Source organism: Pseudomonas sp. GW531-T4 (genome assembly GCF_017349615.1).
Classification (GTDB): domain Bacteria; phylum Pseudomonadota; class Gammaproteobacteria; order Pseudomonadales; family Pseudomonadaceae; genus Aquipseudomonas; species Aquipseudomonas chlororaphis_I.
The window spans coordinates 103,664-119,859 of record NZ_JACMZT010000006.1 but is presented as its reverse complement, the minus strand read 5'-3'; the positions used below and the strand labels follow the sequence as shown (position 1 = coordinate 119,859).

The following is a 16,196-nucleotide window of genomic DNA, read 5'->3' as shown; positions in this document are numbered from 1 at the left end:
CCGGGTTATTGGAGGTCTTGTGCGGACATGAAGCGGATCAGGGCGAGGAACTGCGCCTCGGAACACTGCATGCACAGGCCCATCGGCGGCATGCCGTTGTAACCGTTGATGCTGTGGTCCAGCAGGGTGTCGGCGCCCTGGGCAATGCGCGGGCGCCAGGCCTGGACATCGCCGGTCAGCGGCGCGCCGGACGCCGGGTTGGTGTGGCAGAGCTTGCAACTGCTGTCGTAGATCCGCGCCAGCGCCGAATCGTCGGGCAGTTGTTGCACGGCCGCCGCCGATGGCGGCGCGCTCTGGTCGCCACAGGCAACCAGCAGCCCGCCCAGCGCCAACCACAGCGCGAGGCGCGCCAGGCGATACAGCCTGGTGACGGATGAAAACCGCAGCGAGGCAGTCGGTGCCGGCATGGTGTTCCTCTCGGGTGACGGTCGGGATCGACCCAGAGCCAACACTAAGGCAGGCGCCGCCACGGCCTGAGGGCATTGCGGGCCAGCGAGGGGGGCATCTGCGGCCAGGCCGGTGGGAGCGATGGGTTGGCGCAACCGCCGCTATGCGGCTATCGCGAGCAAGCTCGCTCCTACAGGATTACGCGGCCCCTTGTAGGAGCGAGCTTGCTCGCGATGGTGACGACGCAGCCAGCGCTTCAGCGCCGGTTGAAACAAAGGCTGTTTTTCCATGGGAAAAAGCGGCTACTCTTGGCCCAAAGAACCACACCATCACACCTCTGCTGCACGACTTTCCGCCATTTTGGCCCAGCTTTTTGCTAAAGACCCGAGACATCAAGGCGTATACCCGTAGAAACAAACCTTGAAGACCCGTCTCGCCCGTCAGCGCCGGCGCGCTATCCAGCCCGCCGGTGCATTGCCCATTGCCATTACGGAATAGAGTCATGACCACAGCCCATCTGTTGAACACGCTGTTTCCCGTCGCCGCCGACATCCCCGAGCAGTACCGCCTGGACGGCCAGGTCGAGCAACGCGAGTACCTGGTCGACGGTCAGTTGCAGACCTGGAACGGCCCCCTGGCCCTGGTGCGCAGCCCGGTGTACCTGGACACCGCCAATGGCGACGAGCAAGTGATTCTCGGCAGCACCCCGCTGCTCGACGCCGACACCGCGCTGACCGCCCTCGACGCCGCCGTGCGCGCCTACGACCGTGGCCAGGGCGCCTGGCCGACGATGCGCGTGGCCGAACGCATCCAGCACGTCGAAGCCTTCCTCGGGCGCATGCGCGAACAGCGCTCGGCGGTGGTCAAGCTGCTGATGTGGGAAATCGGCAAGAACCTCAAGGACTCGGAAAAAGAGTTCGACCGCACCTGCGACTACATCGTCGACACCATCAACGCCCTCAAGGAACTCGACCGCCGCTCCAGCCGCTTCGAGCTGGAACAGGACACCCTCGGCCAGATCCGCCGCGTGCCGCTGGGCGTGGCCCTGTGCATGGGCCCGTACAACTACCCGCTGAACGAGACCTTCACCACCCTGATCCCGGCGCTGATCATGGGCAACACCGTGGTGTTCAAGCCGGCCAAGTTCGGCGTGCTGCTGATCCGCCCGCTGCTGGAAGCTTTCCGCGACAGCTTCCCGGCCGGGGTGATCAACGTGATCTATGGCAGCGGCCGGGAAACCGTCAGCGCGCTGATGGCCAGCGGCAAGATCGATATCTTCGCCTTTATCGGCACCAACAAGGCCGCCAGCGACCTGAAGAAACTGCACCCCAAGCCGCACCGCCTGCGCGCCGCCCTGGGCCTGGACGCGAAAAACCCTGGCATCGTGCTGCCGGAGGTGGACCTGGATAACGCGGTCAACGAGGCGATCACCGGCTCGCTGTCGTTCAACGGCCAGCGCTGCACTGCGCTGAAGATCCTCTTCGTCCATGAAACCGTGGTCGATGCCTTCATCGAGAAATTCAACGCCAAGCTGCTCAGCCTCAAGCCCGGCATGCCGTGGGAACCGGGGGTGGCGCTGACGCCGCTGCCGGAGTCGGGCAAGGTCGATTACCTGCACGCCCTGGTGGCCGACGCCATCGACAAGGGCGCCAAGGTGGTCAACCCCGGCGGTGGCGAAGCGCGGGCCTCGTTCTTCTACCCGGCGGTGCTGTACCCGGTGAACAGCCAGATGCGCGTGTACCAGGAAGAGCAGTTCGGCCCGGTGGTGCCGATCGTGCCGTATCGCGACCTGGAAACGGTGATCGACTACGTCCTGGAATCGGACTTCGGCCAGCAGCTGAGTATCTTCGGCACCCAACCGGCACAAGTCGGGCGGCTGGTGGACGCCTTCGCCAACCAGGTCGGGCGGATCAACCTCAACGCCCAATGCCAGCGCGGCCCGGACACCTACCCGTTCAACGGGCGCAAGAACTCCGCCGAAGGCACGCTGTCTGTGCATGACGCGTTGCGCACCTTCTCGATCCGCACCCTGGTGGCCACCAAGTTCCAGGAGAGCAACAAGGAGCTGATCAGCGACATCATCCGTAACCGCGAGTCGGGCTTCCTGACCACCGATTACATTTTCTAGAAACGGAGAATTTCCCCTGGGCCTGCCAACCCCTTGGCGATCCTTTCGCCTGCCACCGCTGTTGCGTCGATTCCTGCTCCCGGTACTGGACCCGTATCGGCGCTACCGCTACGCCAAGCTGATCCATGCGGTGCGCGTGGCCCTGGGGTTGCTGGCCACCATCGCGCTGACCACCGGCCTCAACCTGCCCCACGGCGAATGGGCGTCGGTGACCATGCTGGTGGTGATCGGCGGCTTGCAGCACCACGGCAATATCGGCAAGAAGGCCGCGGAACGGGCCATCGGCACCCTGATCGGCGCGGGCGTCGGCCTGGTGCTGGTGGTGCAGCAGGCTTACCTGGGCATGTCCTGGCTGACCTACCTGGGGATGTCGGTGGTGTGCGGGTATTTCTCCTATCACGCCATCGGCAAGGGCGGTTACACCGCGCTGCTGGCGGCGATCACCGTGTTCATCGTCGCCGGCCATGGCGACAACCACGTCAGCGATGGCCTGTGGCGCACGGTGGACATCCTGATCGGCATCGCCCTGGCCCTGGCCTTCTCCTTCGCCATTCCGCTGTATGCGGTGTATTCCTGGCGCTACAACCTGGCCAGCGCCTTGCGCGACTGCGCCACCCTTTACGGACGCATCATCGGCAGCCAGTCAGTGACCGACGATGAACACCTGAAGTTGCTCGGGCGCCTCAACAGCACCTTGCTGCAACTGCGCTCGCTGATGCCCTCGGTGTCCAAGGAAGTGCGGATCTCCATGACCGAACTGGACGCCATCCAGCGCAACCTGCGCATGTGCTTCAGCACCCTGGAAATCCTTGGCAATACCCGGCCGAACCTCAGCGACCCACAGGCTCGCGAGCAGCTGCAACAGGTGTTGAAACACGAGCACCGGCAGGTGCGCATACAGCTGGTGGGCATGGCCCGCGCCCTGCAATCCGGCGCCACCAGACGCCTGGGGCGGCCCCTGGATGGCCCGCCCTCCTCGACCCTCGACACCTCGGTCTACAGCGCGCTGGACGGCTATCGCCTGCTGACCCGGCAACTGGTGGCCAACCTCAACGAGATGCGCCAGCGCCTGGCGAAAAGCGCGGAGCACTGGAAGATCTGAGGGCCCTGCGCCTGCCGCCCAAGTAGCGCCGCTAGAACAATTCGCTGAACGGAATGAACCGCGCCGGCTCACCGACCCGCAAGGTGCTGCCCTCGAGAATCTCCACCAGCCCATCGGCCCAGGAAGCACCCAGCAACACGCCGGAACTCTGGTTTGGATAAAGCACGGCGCGCCCCTCCTCCAGCCTGGCCCGCAGGTACTCGCGGCGGCTGCCCGCTTTCGGCCAGTCGAAACCGACGCTGACCGGGAAGCTCAATGGCATCACCTCCTCGACACCCTGGATGCGCAACAGGTAAGGCCGGGCCAGCAGGCCAAAGGTCACCAGGGCCGAGGTCGGGTTGCCGGGCAGGCCGATCACCGGCACCCTGCCGAAGCGTCCGACGGTCAGCGGCTTGCCGGGTTTTATCGCGAGTTTCCAGAACACCGGGGTGGCGCACTCGCGCAGCACCTGGCCGAGGCAATCGGCGTCGCCGGCGGACACGCCGCCGGTGGTCAGGATCAGGTCCGCCGCGCACTGCAGCTGCTCCAGGCGCAGCCGGGTCTGCTGTGGCTGGTCGGGGAGAATCCCGGCATCGATCACCTCGCAGCCCAGGGCACTCAACCAGTGGCTGAGCAGGGTGCGATTGCTGTTGTAGATGCAGCCGGGGCGCAAGGGCGTACCCGGCTCGGCCAGCTCGTCGCCGGTGGACAGCAATGCCACCCGTGGTCGCCGCACCAGCGGCAAATGGGTACAACCCTGGGCCGCGGCGATGGCCAGTTCGAAAGGCCCCAGGCGTTTGCCGGCACGCAGCAGCACTTGCCCGGCGCGATTCTCCTGGCCTTGGGCGCGGATATTCTGGCCGGCCTTCAGCGGCTGCTTGAAGCGGATGCGACCGTCGTCGAGCTGCTCGACGTTCTCCTGCATCTCGATGCTGTTGGCGCCCTCGGGCAGCGGCGCGCCGGTGAAGATTCGCGCGCAGGTGCCCGGCAGCAACGGCTCGGGGGCCTGGCCGGCAAAGATGCGTTGCGACACCGCCAGCGGCTGCCCGTCCCAGCCCTCGAGGTTCAAGGCATAACCGTCCATGGCGCTGTTCGGCCAGGGCGGCAGGTCCAGGGTCGCCACCAGGTCGCTGGCCAGCACCCGTTGCCGCGCCTCGCCCAGCGCCACCGGCTCGCTGTCCTGCACGCGCTGCGCCTCGGCCATGGCCAGCAAGCGGGCGATGGCCTCCTCCACTGGCATCAGCGGTGAGGGGCTCATCCGCGGGTCCCGCAGGCTTGCACCTGCTTGAGGTGCGGCACGAAATTGCACGGCCGGTGGCGGGCGTCCAACTGCTCGGCGAGGATGCCTTCCCAGGCGGTCCGGCAGGCGCCCGTGGAGCCCGGCAGGCAGCACACCAGGGTGCCGTTGGACAGCCCGGCCAGGGCCCGGCTCTGCACGGTGGAGGTGCCGATATCGAGGATGGAGATCGCCCGGAACAGTTCACCGAAACCGTCGATCCGCTTGTCCAGCAGGCAGCCCACCGCCTCGGGCGTGCTGTCGCGTCCGGTGAAGCCGGTGCCGCCGGTAATCAGCACCACCTGGATATTCTCATCGGCGATCCACAGCGCGACCTGGGCGCGGATCTTGTACAGGTCGTCCTTGAGCAGGTTGCGCTCGCTCAGGGTATGGCCAGCTTCCAGCAGGCGGCTGACGAGCAATTGCCCGGAGGTATCGGTGGCGTATTCGCGGGTGTCGCTGACGGTCAGCACGGCAATATTCAGGGGGACAAACAATGCATCCGATTTCACGCTCATGTCTTTCTCCGGCAGGCAGTCATAAAAACCATTGCCAGAGGCTAAAGCGCTGAAACCGTCAGTGTCTAATCACTCTGGCCGACCACGTTATCGAGCCCATCTATCAAGGCTTTTTTCCCTGGAAAACGCGGTTCGGCGCGGGTGAAATCCGCGGTCGATAGAGCCTTTTGATCGGACATTCGATACTTCCGATTGGACTCGCGGCGGCGACAATGAGATCGTCCCGATACCCAACCAGCGTGCCTTGAACCATGACCCCGACCTGTCCTGCTTCCCCTTTGTCCATCCCCTGCTCGGTACTGCTGCTGGCCGGCGGCCGTGGCGCGCGCATGGGCGGACGGGACAAGGGTTTGCTGCCCTGGCAGGGCAAGCCGCTGATCGCCCATGTACAGGCGGCGGTCCGGTCCTTCAGCGACGACCTGATCATCTCCTGCAACCGCAACGCCGAGCAGTACCGGGCCTATGCCGACCAACTGGTGGAGGACTCGCAGAAGGACTTCCCGGGTCCGCTGGCGGGCGTGCTCGCCGGCCTGGCGGTGGCGCGTCATCCGTGGCTGCTGGTGTTCGCCTGCGACGCGCCGAAAATCGATGCCGCGCTGATCAGCGCCATGCTGGCGGCGCGCCCCGCCGCGGACTCGGTGCTGATGGTGCAGCAGGCCGGCCACTGGCAACCCATGTTCAGCCTGATCCCCAAGGCCTTGCTGGCGAGCCTGCAGCAAGACTGGGACGCCGGCGAACGCAGCCTGCAACGCGCCTTGTCGAAGCACCGGCCGCAAGCCTTGGTCTGCGCCGAGGACGACCCGCGCCTGAGCAACTTCAATACCCCTGAGCTACTTTTTTAACGGCGGTTTTTAACAGCGCTTTTTTAACAGCTCCGCGTGCCACCGAACGGGTGCACAGTCTTTTCCTCCAAAGGTCGGATCGGGATGTCCGGACACTTCGTGCATCCTGGACAGCAACCTTACCCCTGACATCAAATCCCTTTCTCAGCAGGTGCCACCGTGGACATCAAACAACTCAAGTTCCTTATCGCCCTGGACCAGACCCGACACTTCGGCCAGGCCGCGGCGCGCTGCCACATTACCCAGCCGACCCTGTCCATGCGCTTGCGCAATCTGGAGGACGAGCTGGACCTGGTGCTGGTCAAGCGCGGCCAGCGTTTCGAAGGTTTCACCGAGGCCGGCGAACGGGTGCTGGCCTGGGCGCGGACCCTGCTCGCCGCCCATGACGGGCTGTTCGCCGAGGCCGCCGCGTGCCGTGGCCAACTGGTCGGCAGCCTGCGCCTGGGCCTGGTGCCGTTGAGCAGCTTCAACCCGATCGGCTACGTCCAGGGGCTTTCCAAGAGTTTCCCGGAACTCAAGTTCGCCCTGTCGTCCATGAGTTCGGACCAGATCATCGAGGGTCTGGGCAACAACCAGCTGGACCTGGGGGTGTGTTATCTGGACCACGTGAACCCGAACTATTTCGAGTTTTTCGAGATCGGCGAAACCCGCGTCGGCCTGCTGTACGACACCCGCCACTTCCATTTCGAAGGCAGCGAAATGAGCTGGGAAGAAGCCGCCGAGTTGCCCCTGGGGATGATCAGCAATGGCATGCACTACCGCAAATCCATCGACCTGAGTTTCCGCAGCCGCGGCCTCGACCCGCAGCCGATCCTCGAAAGCGATTCCACCTATCAGCTGTTCCAGGCGATTCACGAAGGCTTCTGCTGCTCGATCATGCCGCTGTCCAGCGGCCTGGAAAATCCGATCGAGAACCTGGCGTTCATCAACCTGCCGGATGCCAGCGTGCTGGCGCCCCTGGGCCTGGTGATGCGCAAGACCGAACCGCGCTCGGCCATCGCCGAAAAGTGCTTTGCCGAAGCCAGGAAACTGTTTGCCGCACCGGAGCCAACGGCCGACTAAAGCTGCTGCGCCGCAGGGCGTATCCCTGCCCTACCAGCGACTGGCGGCCAGTTGGTCGCTCTCCCTGCCCTCCACCCAACGCTCGCCGGACAAAGTCTGTTCGCGCTTCCAGAACGGCGCGCGGGTTTTCAGGTAGTCCATCAGGAAGGCGCAGGCCGCGAAGGCCGCCTGCCGATGGGCGCTGGCGACGCCGACAAACACGATCGGCTCAGCCACCTGCAACAGTCCCACCCGATGCACGACCCTGACCCGTTGCAGCGGCCAGCGCTGATTGGCCTCATCGACGATGCGCTGCAACGCGCGCTCGGTCATGCCCGGGTAATGTTCGAGGAACAGGCTGCCGACCTGATCCCCCAGGTTCAGGTCGCGCACATAACCGACGAAGGTCACCACCGCGCCAATGCTCGGGTCGCCGCCGTGCACCTCGCGGTGCAGTCGATCGAGGTCGAGGACCTCGGCCTGGACGTGCACGGTCATGGTTCAGCCCCCTGTGACTTGTGGGAAAAACGCGATCTCGTCGAAGTCCTCGATGGGCGCGTCGAGGTTGCACAGGTCCTGGTTCAGCGCGCACATCAGGCTGTTTTCGCCGAGCACCGCCTGCCAGGTCTCGCCCCTGGCCATCAGCAATGTCCTCACATCGCCGACGCTGCGCAACGAATCATCCAGCGCGATCTTCTCGCCGCCGATGCCGAGCTGCTCGCGATAACGGGCAAAGTAGTTGATCAGAATCATGCGGTGACTCCCGCGTCAAAGGCGCCTGATCGTCCGCCCTGTTTCTTCAGCAGCTGGATGCTGTCGATGACCATGCCGCGGTCGACCGCCTTGCACATGTCGTAGATAGTCAGCGCGGCCACACTGGCCGCGGTGAGGGCTTCCAGCTCGACCCCGGTGCGGCCGTTCAGCCGGCAGGTGGCGACGATCCTGACGCTGTCGGGCTCGACGGCCTTCAGTTCGAGGTGAATCGAGCTGAGCATCAGCGGGTGGCAGAGCGGGATGAGTTCATGGGTTTTCTTCGCCGCCATGATGCCCGCGATGCGCGCGACCGCGAACACGTCGCCCTTGGGGTGGCCGTTCTGCTGGATCATCTGCAAGGTGGCGGGCCGCATGCGCACCCAGGCCTGGGCCTGGGCTTCGCGGTCGGTGGGCTGCTTGTCGCTGACATCGACCATGTTGGCCCGGCCTTCGGCGTCCAGGTGAGTCAGGGTGGTGGAATCGTGATTCATGGTTATCCTCGCAGCCGGCTGGCTGGGTTGAGTACTTGATGTCGCCCGGGGAAGCCAGGCGAACACATGGGCGCCGATCAGCTCAGCACGAAGTCCACCGGCTGCAACACCGGCGGCAGCTGGGTCGCCCCCAGGGCATCCAGCACCTCACGCTCGATGGTGCGCACCAGGGCGTTGGTCGGCAGGTCGTTCTCGTCTCGGCCGAAGGGGTCCTCCAGCTCGTCGCCAATGGCATCCAGGCCGAAGAACGTATAACTGACGATGGCCGTGAAGATCGGCGTCAACCAGCCCAGGGGCTCGGCCATGGCAAAGGGCAGCAGGATGCAGAAGATGTAGCTGGTGCGGTGCAGCAACAGCGTGTAGGGAAAAGGCAATGGCGTGCCCTTGATCCGCTCGCAGATGGTCTGGGCGTTGGTCAGGCTGCTCAGGTGATTGGCCAGCAGCGTGTAGCGCCATTCGCTGATCGCCCCGGATTCGGCCAGGGTCGAACACTGTTGGCCGACGTGGCGCAGGATGCTGTCCGGCACGTTGGGCGCCTGGGCCGGCGGCAACCGGCTCAGCCAGGTGCCCGCCGCGCTCGACTCGTCTTCCTGGCGCAGCCTGGCGTTGAGGGCATGGGCGAAGCCGCAGAGGTCGCGCAGGATCTTGCCGCGTTGTCGCGAATCCTTGATCGCCTGGGTTTCGCGGATCATCGAACGCACCTCCGTCACCAGCGTGCCCAGGGCCTTGCGCGCTTCATACCAGCGGTCGTAGCAGGCGTTGTTGCGAAAGCTCATGAAGATCGACAGCGACAGGCCCAACAGGGTGAACGGCGTGGCGTTGACCCTGGAGAAATAGGCCGGGTACAGGGTCTCGATAAACACGATGGCCGAGGCCAGCAGGGTCACCAGCAGGCTGCGCAGGGCGATGCGCTTGGCGATCGAGCCCTTGAGGGAGATCAGCACATTGATCAGGTTGGGTTTGGATCTGACGATCATCGCAAGACAGCCTTTTTGCAGAAGGAAAACCGCGCGGGCTAGCCGCCGGTCATGTTCATGAACCGCACCACTTGCACCTCGTCATTGAGTTCGAAGTTGTGGCGGTACGGCTTGATTTTCATCGCCTCGACGATCGCCCGCTCCAGGCGCTCCGGCTCGCCCGGATGGCTGCGCAGCACCTGCTTCAGGTCGACCGAATGCTCGTTGCCCAGGCACAGCAGGAGCCGGCCCTCGACGGTCAGCCGCACCCGGTTGCAGGTGGCGCAGAAGTTGTGGCTGTGGGGCGAGATGAACCCCAGGCGAATCTCCGGCGCCTCGGCCAGGCGCCAGTAACGCGACGGCCCCTGGGTCGATTCGGTGGAGTCGATCAGGGTGTAGCGCTCGGCGATGCGCTCGCGCACCTGGGCGCTGGAAAAGAACGCATCGGCGCGGCTGTGTTCGCTGATCACCCCCAGGGGCATCTCTTCGATAAAGGAGATGTCCAGCCCACGGTCGATGGCGAACCCCACCAGGTCGTTGATCTCGTGATCGTTGCGCCCTTTCATCACCACGCAGTTGAGTTTGGTGTGCTGGAAACCGGCGGCGCTCGCCGCATCGATGCCGGCGATGACCTGGGCCAGGTCGCCGGTACGGGTCAGCTCGCGAAAGCGCCTGGCATCGAGGCTGTCGATGCTGATGTTCAGACGCTTGAGCCCGGCATCGAACAGGGGTGCCGCCAGTTTGCCCAGCTGCGAGCCATTGGTGGTCATGCACAGCTCGCGCAGCCCCGGCAGCGCGGCGATGCGCCGGCACAGCTCGACGACGCCCTGGCGGATCAGGGGTTCGCCCCCGGTCAGGCGGATTTTCCGGGTGCCCAGGGCGACGAAGCTGTGCGCCAGCTGATAGAGCTCCTCCAGGGTCAGGATGCGTTGCCGTGGCAGGAACTGCATGTCTTCGGCCATGCAATACACACAGCGAAAGTCGCAGCGATCGGTCACCGACATCCGCAGATAGTCGACTCGCCGGGAAAAACCATCCTGCAGGATTCGATCTGACATTACCGCCTCCATCAACACTTCAGGCGCATTGACCAGAAGGCTGTTATTGGAAGGCCGCCGTTATAGAGGGGCCTTGTTGCGGCAAGACTAAGTTCAATTAAAAGCGCCGTCTAATCGCTATTAACAACCGGTTGATCAATAGGATCTATCAAGCAGAAAAGCATCCAGAAGCACGCCACCTTAAACAAATAATCCATTGATTTATTTCTATTTTTTATCTGATAGAGGATCTCGATCACCTGGTCATTAATAGCGATTAGACAGGCACTTCACGACCAACATAGGCTTGTTCCCGTAGTACTTGAGCGGCACCCGTGAAGTGAATAAATGCGCATGCCTTGTAACTGGCTGCAAATAAAAGCGCATTTAACCGCACAACAAAACAGTCATGAACAATGACTTGGCATTAGGCACAGCCTACGTGCGATGTCCTGGAGAAGAACCATGAGCGAAGTTGAACGCTACAAACCCTACAAGGGAGCAGCCGCCGGTTGGGGCGCGCTGATTGCCGTGACCAAAAACTGGTTGGGCAGCGAAAACGCTTTCAAGAATATTCGCACCATGCTCAAGACCAACCAGAACGGCGGTTTCGACTGCCCGGGTTGCGCCTGGGGCGAATCGCCGGAAAACGGCATGGTCAAGTTCTGCGAGAACGGCGCCAAGGCGGTCAACTGGGAAGCCACCGGGCGCCTGGTCAACCCGGCTTTCTTCAATAAATACACAGTGTCGGCGCTGGCGGCGCAAAGCGACTACTGGCTCGAATACCAGGGCCGCCTGACCCACCCGATGCGTTACGACGCCAGCCTGGATCGTTATGTCGAAACCAGCTGGGACGACGCCTTCGCCCTGATCGCCAAGCACCTGAACGCGCTGGAGTCGCCCGACCAGGCCGAGTTCTACACCTCGGGCCGGGCCAGCAACGAGGCCGCCTACCTCTACCAGCTGTTCGTGCGCGCCTATGGCACCAACAACTTCCCCGACTGCTCGAACATGTGCCACGAGGCCAGCGGCCTGGGCATGGACGACAGCGTTGGCGTGGGCAAAGGCACGGTGACCTTCGATGACCTGGAGGAAGCCGACGCCATTTTCGTCATCGGCCAGAACCCTGGCACCAACCACCCGCGGATGCTCGAACCGCTGCGCGAGGCAGTGAAGCGTGGCGCCCAGGTGATCTGTTTCAACCCGCTGAAAGAGCGTGGCCTGGAACGCTTCCAGCACCCACAGCATCCGCTGGAGATGCTCACCAACGGCTCGGAACCCACCTCCTCCGCCTACTTCCGCCCGGCCCTGGGCGGCGACATGGCGGCCATGCGTGGCATCGCCAAGTTCCTCTGGCAATGGGAACGCGAAGCGCTGGCGAACAATGGCGAGGCGGTGTTCGACCGCGCCTTCATCGCCGAGCACACCTCGGGCCTGGACGCCTACCTGGCCGAGGTCGACGCCACCAGCTGGGAGCACATCCTCGAACAGTCCGGGCTGTCCCTGGAGGATATCGAGCTGGCCGCGCGCATGTACCGCAAGGCCAAGCGGGTGATCATGTGCTGGGCCATGGGCGTGACCCAGCACACCCACTCGGTGCTGACCGTGCAGGAAGTGGTCAACGTGCAATTGCTGCGCGGCAATATCGGCCGGCCGGGCGCCGGGCTGTCGCCGGTGCGCGGCCACAGTAACGTGCAGGGCGACCGCACCATGGGCATCAATGAACTGGCCCCCGCCGAGTTGCTCGATGCCCTGGAGGCGCGTTTTGCCTTCAAGGCGCCGCGCAAGCACGGGCACAACACGGTGATGGCGATCGCCGCCATGGAAGAAGGTCGTGCCAAGGTGTTCATCGGCCTGGGCGGCAACTTCGCCCAGGCCACCCCCGACAGCCCGCGCACCCACGCCGCCCTGCGCAACTGCGAGCTGACCGTGCACATCGCCACCAAGCTCAACCGCAGCCACCTGGTCACCGGCCGCGAGGCGCTGATCCTGCCGTGCCTGGGGCGTACCGATATCGACCTGCAAGCCCAGGGCCCACAAGGCGTCACCGTGGAAGACACCTTCAGCATGGTGCACATTTCCCACGGCCAGCTGAAACCCAAGTCACCGCTGATGCGTTCGGAACCGGCGATCATCGCCGGGATCGCCAACGCCACCCTCGGCAGCCACCCGATCGACTGGCTGTGGGTGATCGAGGATTACAGCCGGATCCGCAACCTGATCGCCGACACCATTCCCGGCTTCAAGGACTTCAACCAGAAGCTGCTGCACCCCGGTGGTTTCCACCTGGGTAACGACGCCGCCCAGCGCATCTGGAAAACCGCCACCGGCAAGGCCCAGTTCACCCCCGGCGTGCTGCCGGAACACCTGGTGAGCAAGGGCGTGCGCGACCTGGGAGTGAAGCCGGAGCTGATCCTGCAGACCATGCGCTCCCACGATCAGTACAACACCACCCTGTATGGCCTGGACGATCGTTATCGCGGGGTCTACGGCATGCGCGACGTGGTGTTCGTCAACGAGCAGGACATTCGCCAGCTGGGCTACGAGCCTGGGCAGAAGGTCGACATGATCTCGCTGTGGGGCGACGGTCGCGAGCGACGGGTGAGCGGCTTCACCCTGATCGCCTATGACATTCCACCCGGCCAGGCCGCGGCCTACTACCCGGAAACCAACCCTCTGGTGCCACTGGAAAGCTACGGCGACCGCACCTTCACCCCGACCTCGAAGTTCATTGCGATCCGCCTTGAACCGGCGCCGGCCAGCAACCTGATCCAGTCCTCCGTCGATTGAACCTGCCCGGGGCGGCGCGCGTCGCCCCGGCCCTTTCGAAACCTGCATTGCCGTCGACCGCGAGCCGCAAGGTGCACCGCGGTCGGCCGTGCCGTGCACAGGTCTCGAGCCACTCTGAGGGTATCGTCATGCCAAACCTGGAAGCGCTTGACCTGGCGCGAATTCAATTCGCGTTCACGGTCTCGTTCCACATCATCTTTCCCGCCATCACCATCGGGCTGGCCAGCTTCCTGGCCGTGCTCGAAGGCCTGTGGCTGAAAAGCAATAATCCGGTCTACAAGGACCTGTATCACTTCTGGTCGAAAATCTTTGCCGTCAACTTCGGCATGGGGGTGGTCTCCGGGCTGGTCATGGCCTACGAGTTCGGCACCAACTGGAGCCGTTTCTCGGACTTCGCCGGGAGCATTACCGGGCCCCTGCTGACCTATGAAGTGCTGACCGCGTTTTTCCTCGAGGCCGGTTTCCTCGGGGTGATGCTGTTCGGCTGGAACCGGGTCGGCCGTGGGCTGCACTTCTTCTCCACGGTCATGGTGGCGATCGGCACGCTGATCTCGACCTTCTGGATCCTCGCCTCCAACAGCTGGATGCAGACGCCACAGGGCTTCTCCATCGTCGATGGGCGGATCGTACCGATGGACTGGCTGGCCATCGTGTTCAACCCGTCGTTCCCGTTCCGCCTGGCGCACATGGCGATCGCCGCGTTCGTCGCCACGGCGTTTTTTGTCGGCTCGTCCGCGGCCTGGCACCTGCTGCGCAAGAACGACACGCCGCAGGTGCGCAAGATGCTGTCGATGGCAATGTGGATGGCCTTGATCGTCGCGCCGATCCAGGCGGTGGTCGGGGATGCCCACGGCCTGAACACCCTGGAACATCAGCCGGCGAAAATCGCCGCCATCGAAGGCCACTGGGAAAACATCGGCAACCAACCGACGCCGCTGGTGCTGTTCGGCATCCCCGACATGGACGCCGAGAAGACCGGTTATGCGATCGAGGTGCCTTACCTGGGCAGCCTGATCCTGACCCACAGCCTGGACAAGCAGATCCCGGCGCTCAAGAGCTTTCCGAAAGAGGACCGGCCGAACGCGACCATCATCTTCTTCAGCTTCCGGATCATGGCCGGGCTGGGCATGTTGATGATCCTCACCGGCCTGCTCGGCCTGGCCCTGCGCCGCAACGGTGCGCTGTACCGCAACCGGCTGTTCCTGCGCCTGGTGCTGTTCATGGGCCCGACCGGGCTGATCGCCATGCTCGCCGGCTGGATCACCACCGAGGTCGGCCGCCAGCCGTGGGTGGTGTACGGCTTGCAGCGCACCGCCGACGCGGCGTCGAACCACTCGGTCAGCCAACTGAGCATCTCGCTGGCGCTGTTCGTGTTGATCTACTTCTCGGTGTTCACCGTGGGCATCGCCTACATGATGAAGCTGGTCCGCAAGGGCCCGCAGCCCCATCACGATCATCCGCCACAAGGCGGCCCCGGCCAGGACCGCACGCCGCGCCGGCCGCTGTCCGCAGTCCCCGAGACCTTCGCGTCCGGCAACCCTGCCAACTGAACAAGGAGCTTGCCCATGGGCATTCAAGGTATAGATCTGTCGTTGATCTGGGGCGTGATCATCGCCTTCGGGGTGATGATGTACGTCATCATGGATGGCTTCGACCTGGGACTGGGGATCCTCTTCCCGCTGATCCCGGACGCGCAGGAGCGCGATGTGATGATGAACACCGTGGCACCGGTCTGGGACGGTAACGAGACCTGGCTGATCCTCGGCGGCGCGGCGCTGTACGGGGCCTTCCCGCTGGCCTATTCGGTGATTCTCGAGGCCTTGTACCTGCCGCTGATTTTCATGCTGGCCGGCTTGATCTTCCGCGGCGTGGCCTTTGAGTTCCGCTTCAAGGCCAGCCCGGAAAAACGCCATATCTGGGACATGGCGTTCATTGGCGGCTCGCTGCTGGCGACCTTCTGCCAGGGCATCGTGATTGGCAGTTACATCGCCGGGATCCCGGTAGTCGATCGCCAGTTCGCCGGCGGCAACCTCGACTGGCTGGCACCGTTCCCGCTGTTCTGCGGCCTGGGCCTGATCGTCGCCTATGCATTGCTGGGCAGCACCTGGCTGCTGGTCAAGACCGAAGGCATGCTGGAATCGCGGATGCGCCACTACAGCCGGCCGCTGGCATTCGTGCTGATGGCAGTGGTCGCGGTGCTCTGCGTGTGGACGCCCTTGCTGCACCCGGAAATCGCCAGCCGCTGGTTCACCCACGCGCATATCGTGGTCTTCGGCGCCCTGGTGGTCCTCGGGTTGCTGGCGCTGTTCGGGCTGCTGCGCACCTTGCGCCAGCATCACTCGCACTGGCCGTTCGTGTTCACCCTGGCGCTGGTGTTCCTCGGCTATATCGGCCTGGCCTTCAGCATCTGGCCGAATATCGTGCCGCCTTCCATCAGCCTGTGGCAGGCGGCATCGCCCCCGTCCAGCCAGCTGTTCATCCTGATCGGCACCCTGTTCATCCTGCCGATCATCCTGATGTACACCTGCTGGAGCTACTACGTGTTCCGCGGCAAAGTGAGGATCGGCGATGGTTACCATTGACAGCGAAACCCTTCGAGCCCCTGCCAGGTCGAGGCCTTTCTACCAGCAGGTGGCGCAATTGAGCCTGCTGTTCCTCGGTGGGCTGCTGATGCTGGCCGCCGCCACCGCACTGATGATGGAGTTGGCTTATGGAAGGCTCTGAGGTATCGAGCACTGAAGGTCCGGCCGCCCCCTGGTACCGGCGACTGGCGTGGCTGGTGGGCATCTGGTTTGGCAGTGTGCTGGCCCTGGGTGCGGTGGCCGGTCTGTTGCGGCTGATGATGCAGCTGGCCGGGATGAGCAGTCACTGATTGCGCGCTGCGCCAGTAAAGGCC

17 protein-coding genes are annotated in these 16,196 nt (G+C 64.0%); 9 read left to right on the top strand and 8 right to left on the bottom strand.

What is annotated here, in order from left to right:
• Nucleotides 1–5: 5 nt before the first annotated feature.
• The gene (locus J4D28_RS06870; RefSeq protein ID WP_009049717.1) at nucleotides 6–407 is read right to left on the bottom strand and encodes a cytochrome c5 family protein; all 402 of its coding nucleotides are present in this window, start codon (nucleotides 405–407) and stop codon (nucleotides 6–8) included.
• Nucleotides 408–889: 482 nt separating this feature from the next.
• Between J4D28_RS06870 and J4D28_RS06865 the strand changes: the two genes are divergently transcribed.
• Together J4D28_RS06865 and J4D28_RS06860 are read left to right on the top strand one after the other, a co-directional pair.
• Complete coding sequence (locus J4D28_RS06865; protein ID WP_009049718.1) at nucleotides 890–2,515, top strand: NADP-dependent glyceraldehyde-3-phosphate dehydrogenase; 1,626 nt, start codon at nucleotides 890–892, stop codon at nucleotides 2,513–2,515.
• Nucleotides 2,516–2,576: 61 nt separating this feature from the next.
• Nucleotides 2,577–3,617: an FUSC family protein gene (locus J4D28_RS06860; protein ID WP_009049719.1), complete on the top strand. Its 1,041-nt coding sequence runs from the start codon at nucleotides 2,577–2,579 to the stop codon at nucleotides 3,615–3,617.
• A 31-nt stretch (nucleotides 3,618–3,648) separates the two neighbouring features.
• On the opposite strand, the gene glp is transcribed toward J4D28_RS06860, so the two are convergent.
• Nucleotides 3,649–4,854: a gephyrin-like molybdotransferase Glp gene (glp, locus tag J4D28_RS06855; RefSeq protein WP_009049720.1), complete on the bottom strand. Its 1,206-nt coding sequence runs from the start codon at nucleotides 4,852–4,854 to the stop codon at nucleotides 3,649–3,651.
• On the bottom strand, nucleotides 4,851–5,390 hold the full coding sequence (gene moaB / locus J4D28_RS06850) for a molybdenum cofactor biosynthesis protein B (protein ID WP_009049721.1): 540 nt from the start codon (nucleotides 5,388–5,390) through the stop codon (nucleotides 4,851–4,853). The genes glp and moaB overlap by 4 nt, the downstream gene beginning before the upstream one ends.
• 251 nt (nucleotides 5,391–5,641) lie before the next feature.
• On the opposite strand from moaB, the gene mobA reads away from it, so the two are divergent.
• Both mobA and J4D28_RS06840 read left to right on the top strand, forming a co-directional pair.
• Complete coding sequence (gene mobA, locus J4D28_RS06845; protein ID WP_009049722.1) at nucleotides 5,642–6,232, top strand: molybdenum cofactor guanylyltransferase MobA; 591 nt, start codon at nucleotides 5,642–5,644, stop codon at nucleotides 6,230–6,232.
• 159 nt (nucleotides 6,233–6,391) lie between these two features.
• Nucleotides 6,392–7,294 carry a LysR family transcriptional regulator gene (locus J4D28_RS06840; RefSeq protein ID WP_009049723.1) on the top strand — a complete coding sequence of 301 codons (903 nt, stop codon included), beginning with the start codon at nucleotides 6,392–6,394 and terminating at the stop codon, nucleotides 7,292–7,294.
• 30 nt (nucleotides 7,295–7,324) lie between these two features.
• On the opposite strand, the gene moaE is transcribed toward J4D28_RS06840, so the two are convergent.
• From moaE to moaA, 5 genes are all read right to left on the bottom strand, one after another.
• Entirely contained in the window at nucleotides 7,325–7,771 is a 447-nt protein-coding gene (gene moaE, locus J4D28_RS06835; RefSeq protein ID WP_009049724.1) for a molybdopterin synthase catalytic subunit MoaE, read from the bottom strand.
• Between the two features lie 3 nt (nucleotides 7,772–7,774).
• Complete coding sequence (locus J4D28_RS06830; RefSeq protein ID WP_009049725.1) at nucleotides 7,775–8,026, bottom strand: MoaD/ThiS family protein; 252 nt, start codon at nucleotides 8,024–8,026, stop codon at nucleotides 7,775–7,777.
• Nucleotides 8,023–8,517, bottom strand: coding sequence for a cyclic pyranopterin monophosphate synthase MoaC (gene moaC, locus J4D28_RS06825; RefSeq protein WP_009049726.1), 495 nt, complete (start codon nucleotides 8,515–8,517; stop codon nucleotides 8,023–8,025). Before moaC ends, J4D28_RS06830 begins: the two co-directional genes overlap by 4 nt.
• A 77-nt stretch (nucleotides 8,518–8,594) precedes the next feature.
• Entirely contained in the window at nucleotides 8,595–9,494 is a 900-nt protein-coding gene (locus J4D28_RS06820) for a bestrophin family protein (protein ID WP_009049727.1), read from the bottom strand.
• Nucleotides 9,495–9,532: 38 nt separating this feature from the next.
• Nucleotides 9,533–10,531, bottom strand: coding sequence for a GTP 3',8-cyclase MoaA (gene moaA, locus J4D28_RS06815; protein ID WP_009049728.1), 999 nt, complete (start codon nucleotides 10,529–10,531; stop codon nucleotides 9,533–9,535).
• Between the two features lie 444 nt (nucleotides 10,532–10,975).
• On the opposite strand from moaA, the gene J4D28_RS06810 reads away from it, so the two are divergent.
• The 5 genes from J4D28_RS06810 (at nucleotide 10,976) to J4D28_RS06790 (ending at nucleotide 16,172) form a co-directional block, all read left to right on the top strand.
• Entirely contained in the window at nucleotides 10,976–13,300 is a 2,325-nt protein-coding gene (locus tag J4D28_RS06810) for an FdhF/YdeP family oxidoreductase (RefSeq protein ID WP_009049729.1), read from the top strand.
• A gap of 128 nt (nucleotides 13,301–13,428) precedes the next feature.
• The gene (locus J4D28_RS06805; protein WP_009049730.1) at nucleotides 13,429–14,850 is read left to right on the top strand and encodes a cytochrome ubiquinol oxidase subunit I; all 1,422 of its coding nucleotides are present in this window, start codon (nucleotides 13,429–13,431) and stop codon (nucleotides 14,848–14,850) included.
• A 15-nt stretch (nucleotides 14,851–14,865) separates the two neighbouring features.
• On the top strand, nucleotides 14,866–15,882 hold the full coding sequence (gene cydB, locus J4D28_RS06800) for a cytochrome d ubiquinol oxidase subunit II (protein ID WP_009049731.1): 1,017 nt from the start codon (nucleotides 14,866–14,868) through the stop codon (nucleotides 15,880–15,882).
• The gene (locus J4D28_RS06795; protein ID WP_009049732.1) at nucleotides 15,869–16,024 is read left to right on the top strand and encodes a hypothetical protein; all 156 of its coding nucleotides are present in this window, start codon (nucleotides 15,869–15,871) and stop codon (nucleotides 16,022–16,024) included. The genes cydB and J4D28_RS06795 overlap by 14 nt, the downstream gene beginning before the upstream one ends.
• Nucleotides 16,011–16,172, top strand: coding sequence for a DUF2474 domain-containing protein (locus tag J4D28_RS06790; protein ID WP_009049733.1), 162 nt, complete (start codon nucleotides 16,011–16,013; stop codon nucleotides 16,170–16,172). Before J4D28_RS06795 ends, J4D28_RS06790 begins: the two co-directional genes overlap by 14 nt.
• The last annotated feature ends 24 nt before the right edge of the window (nucleotides 16,173–16,196 follow it).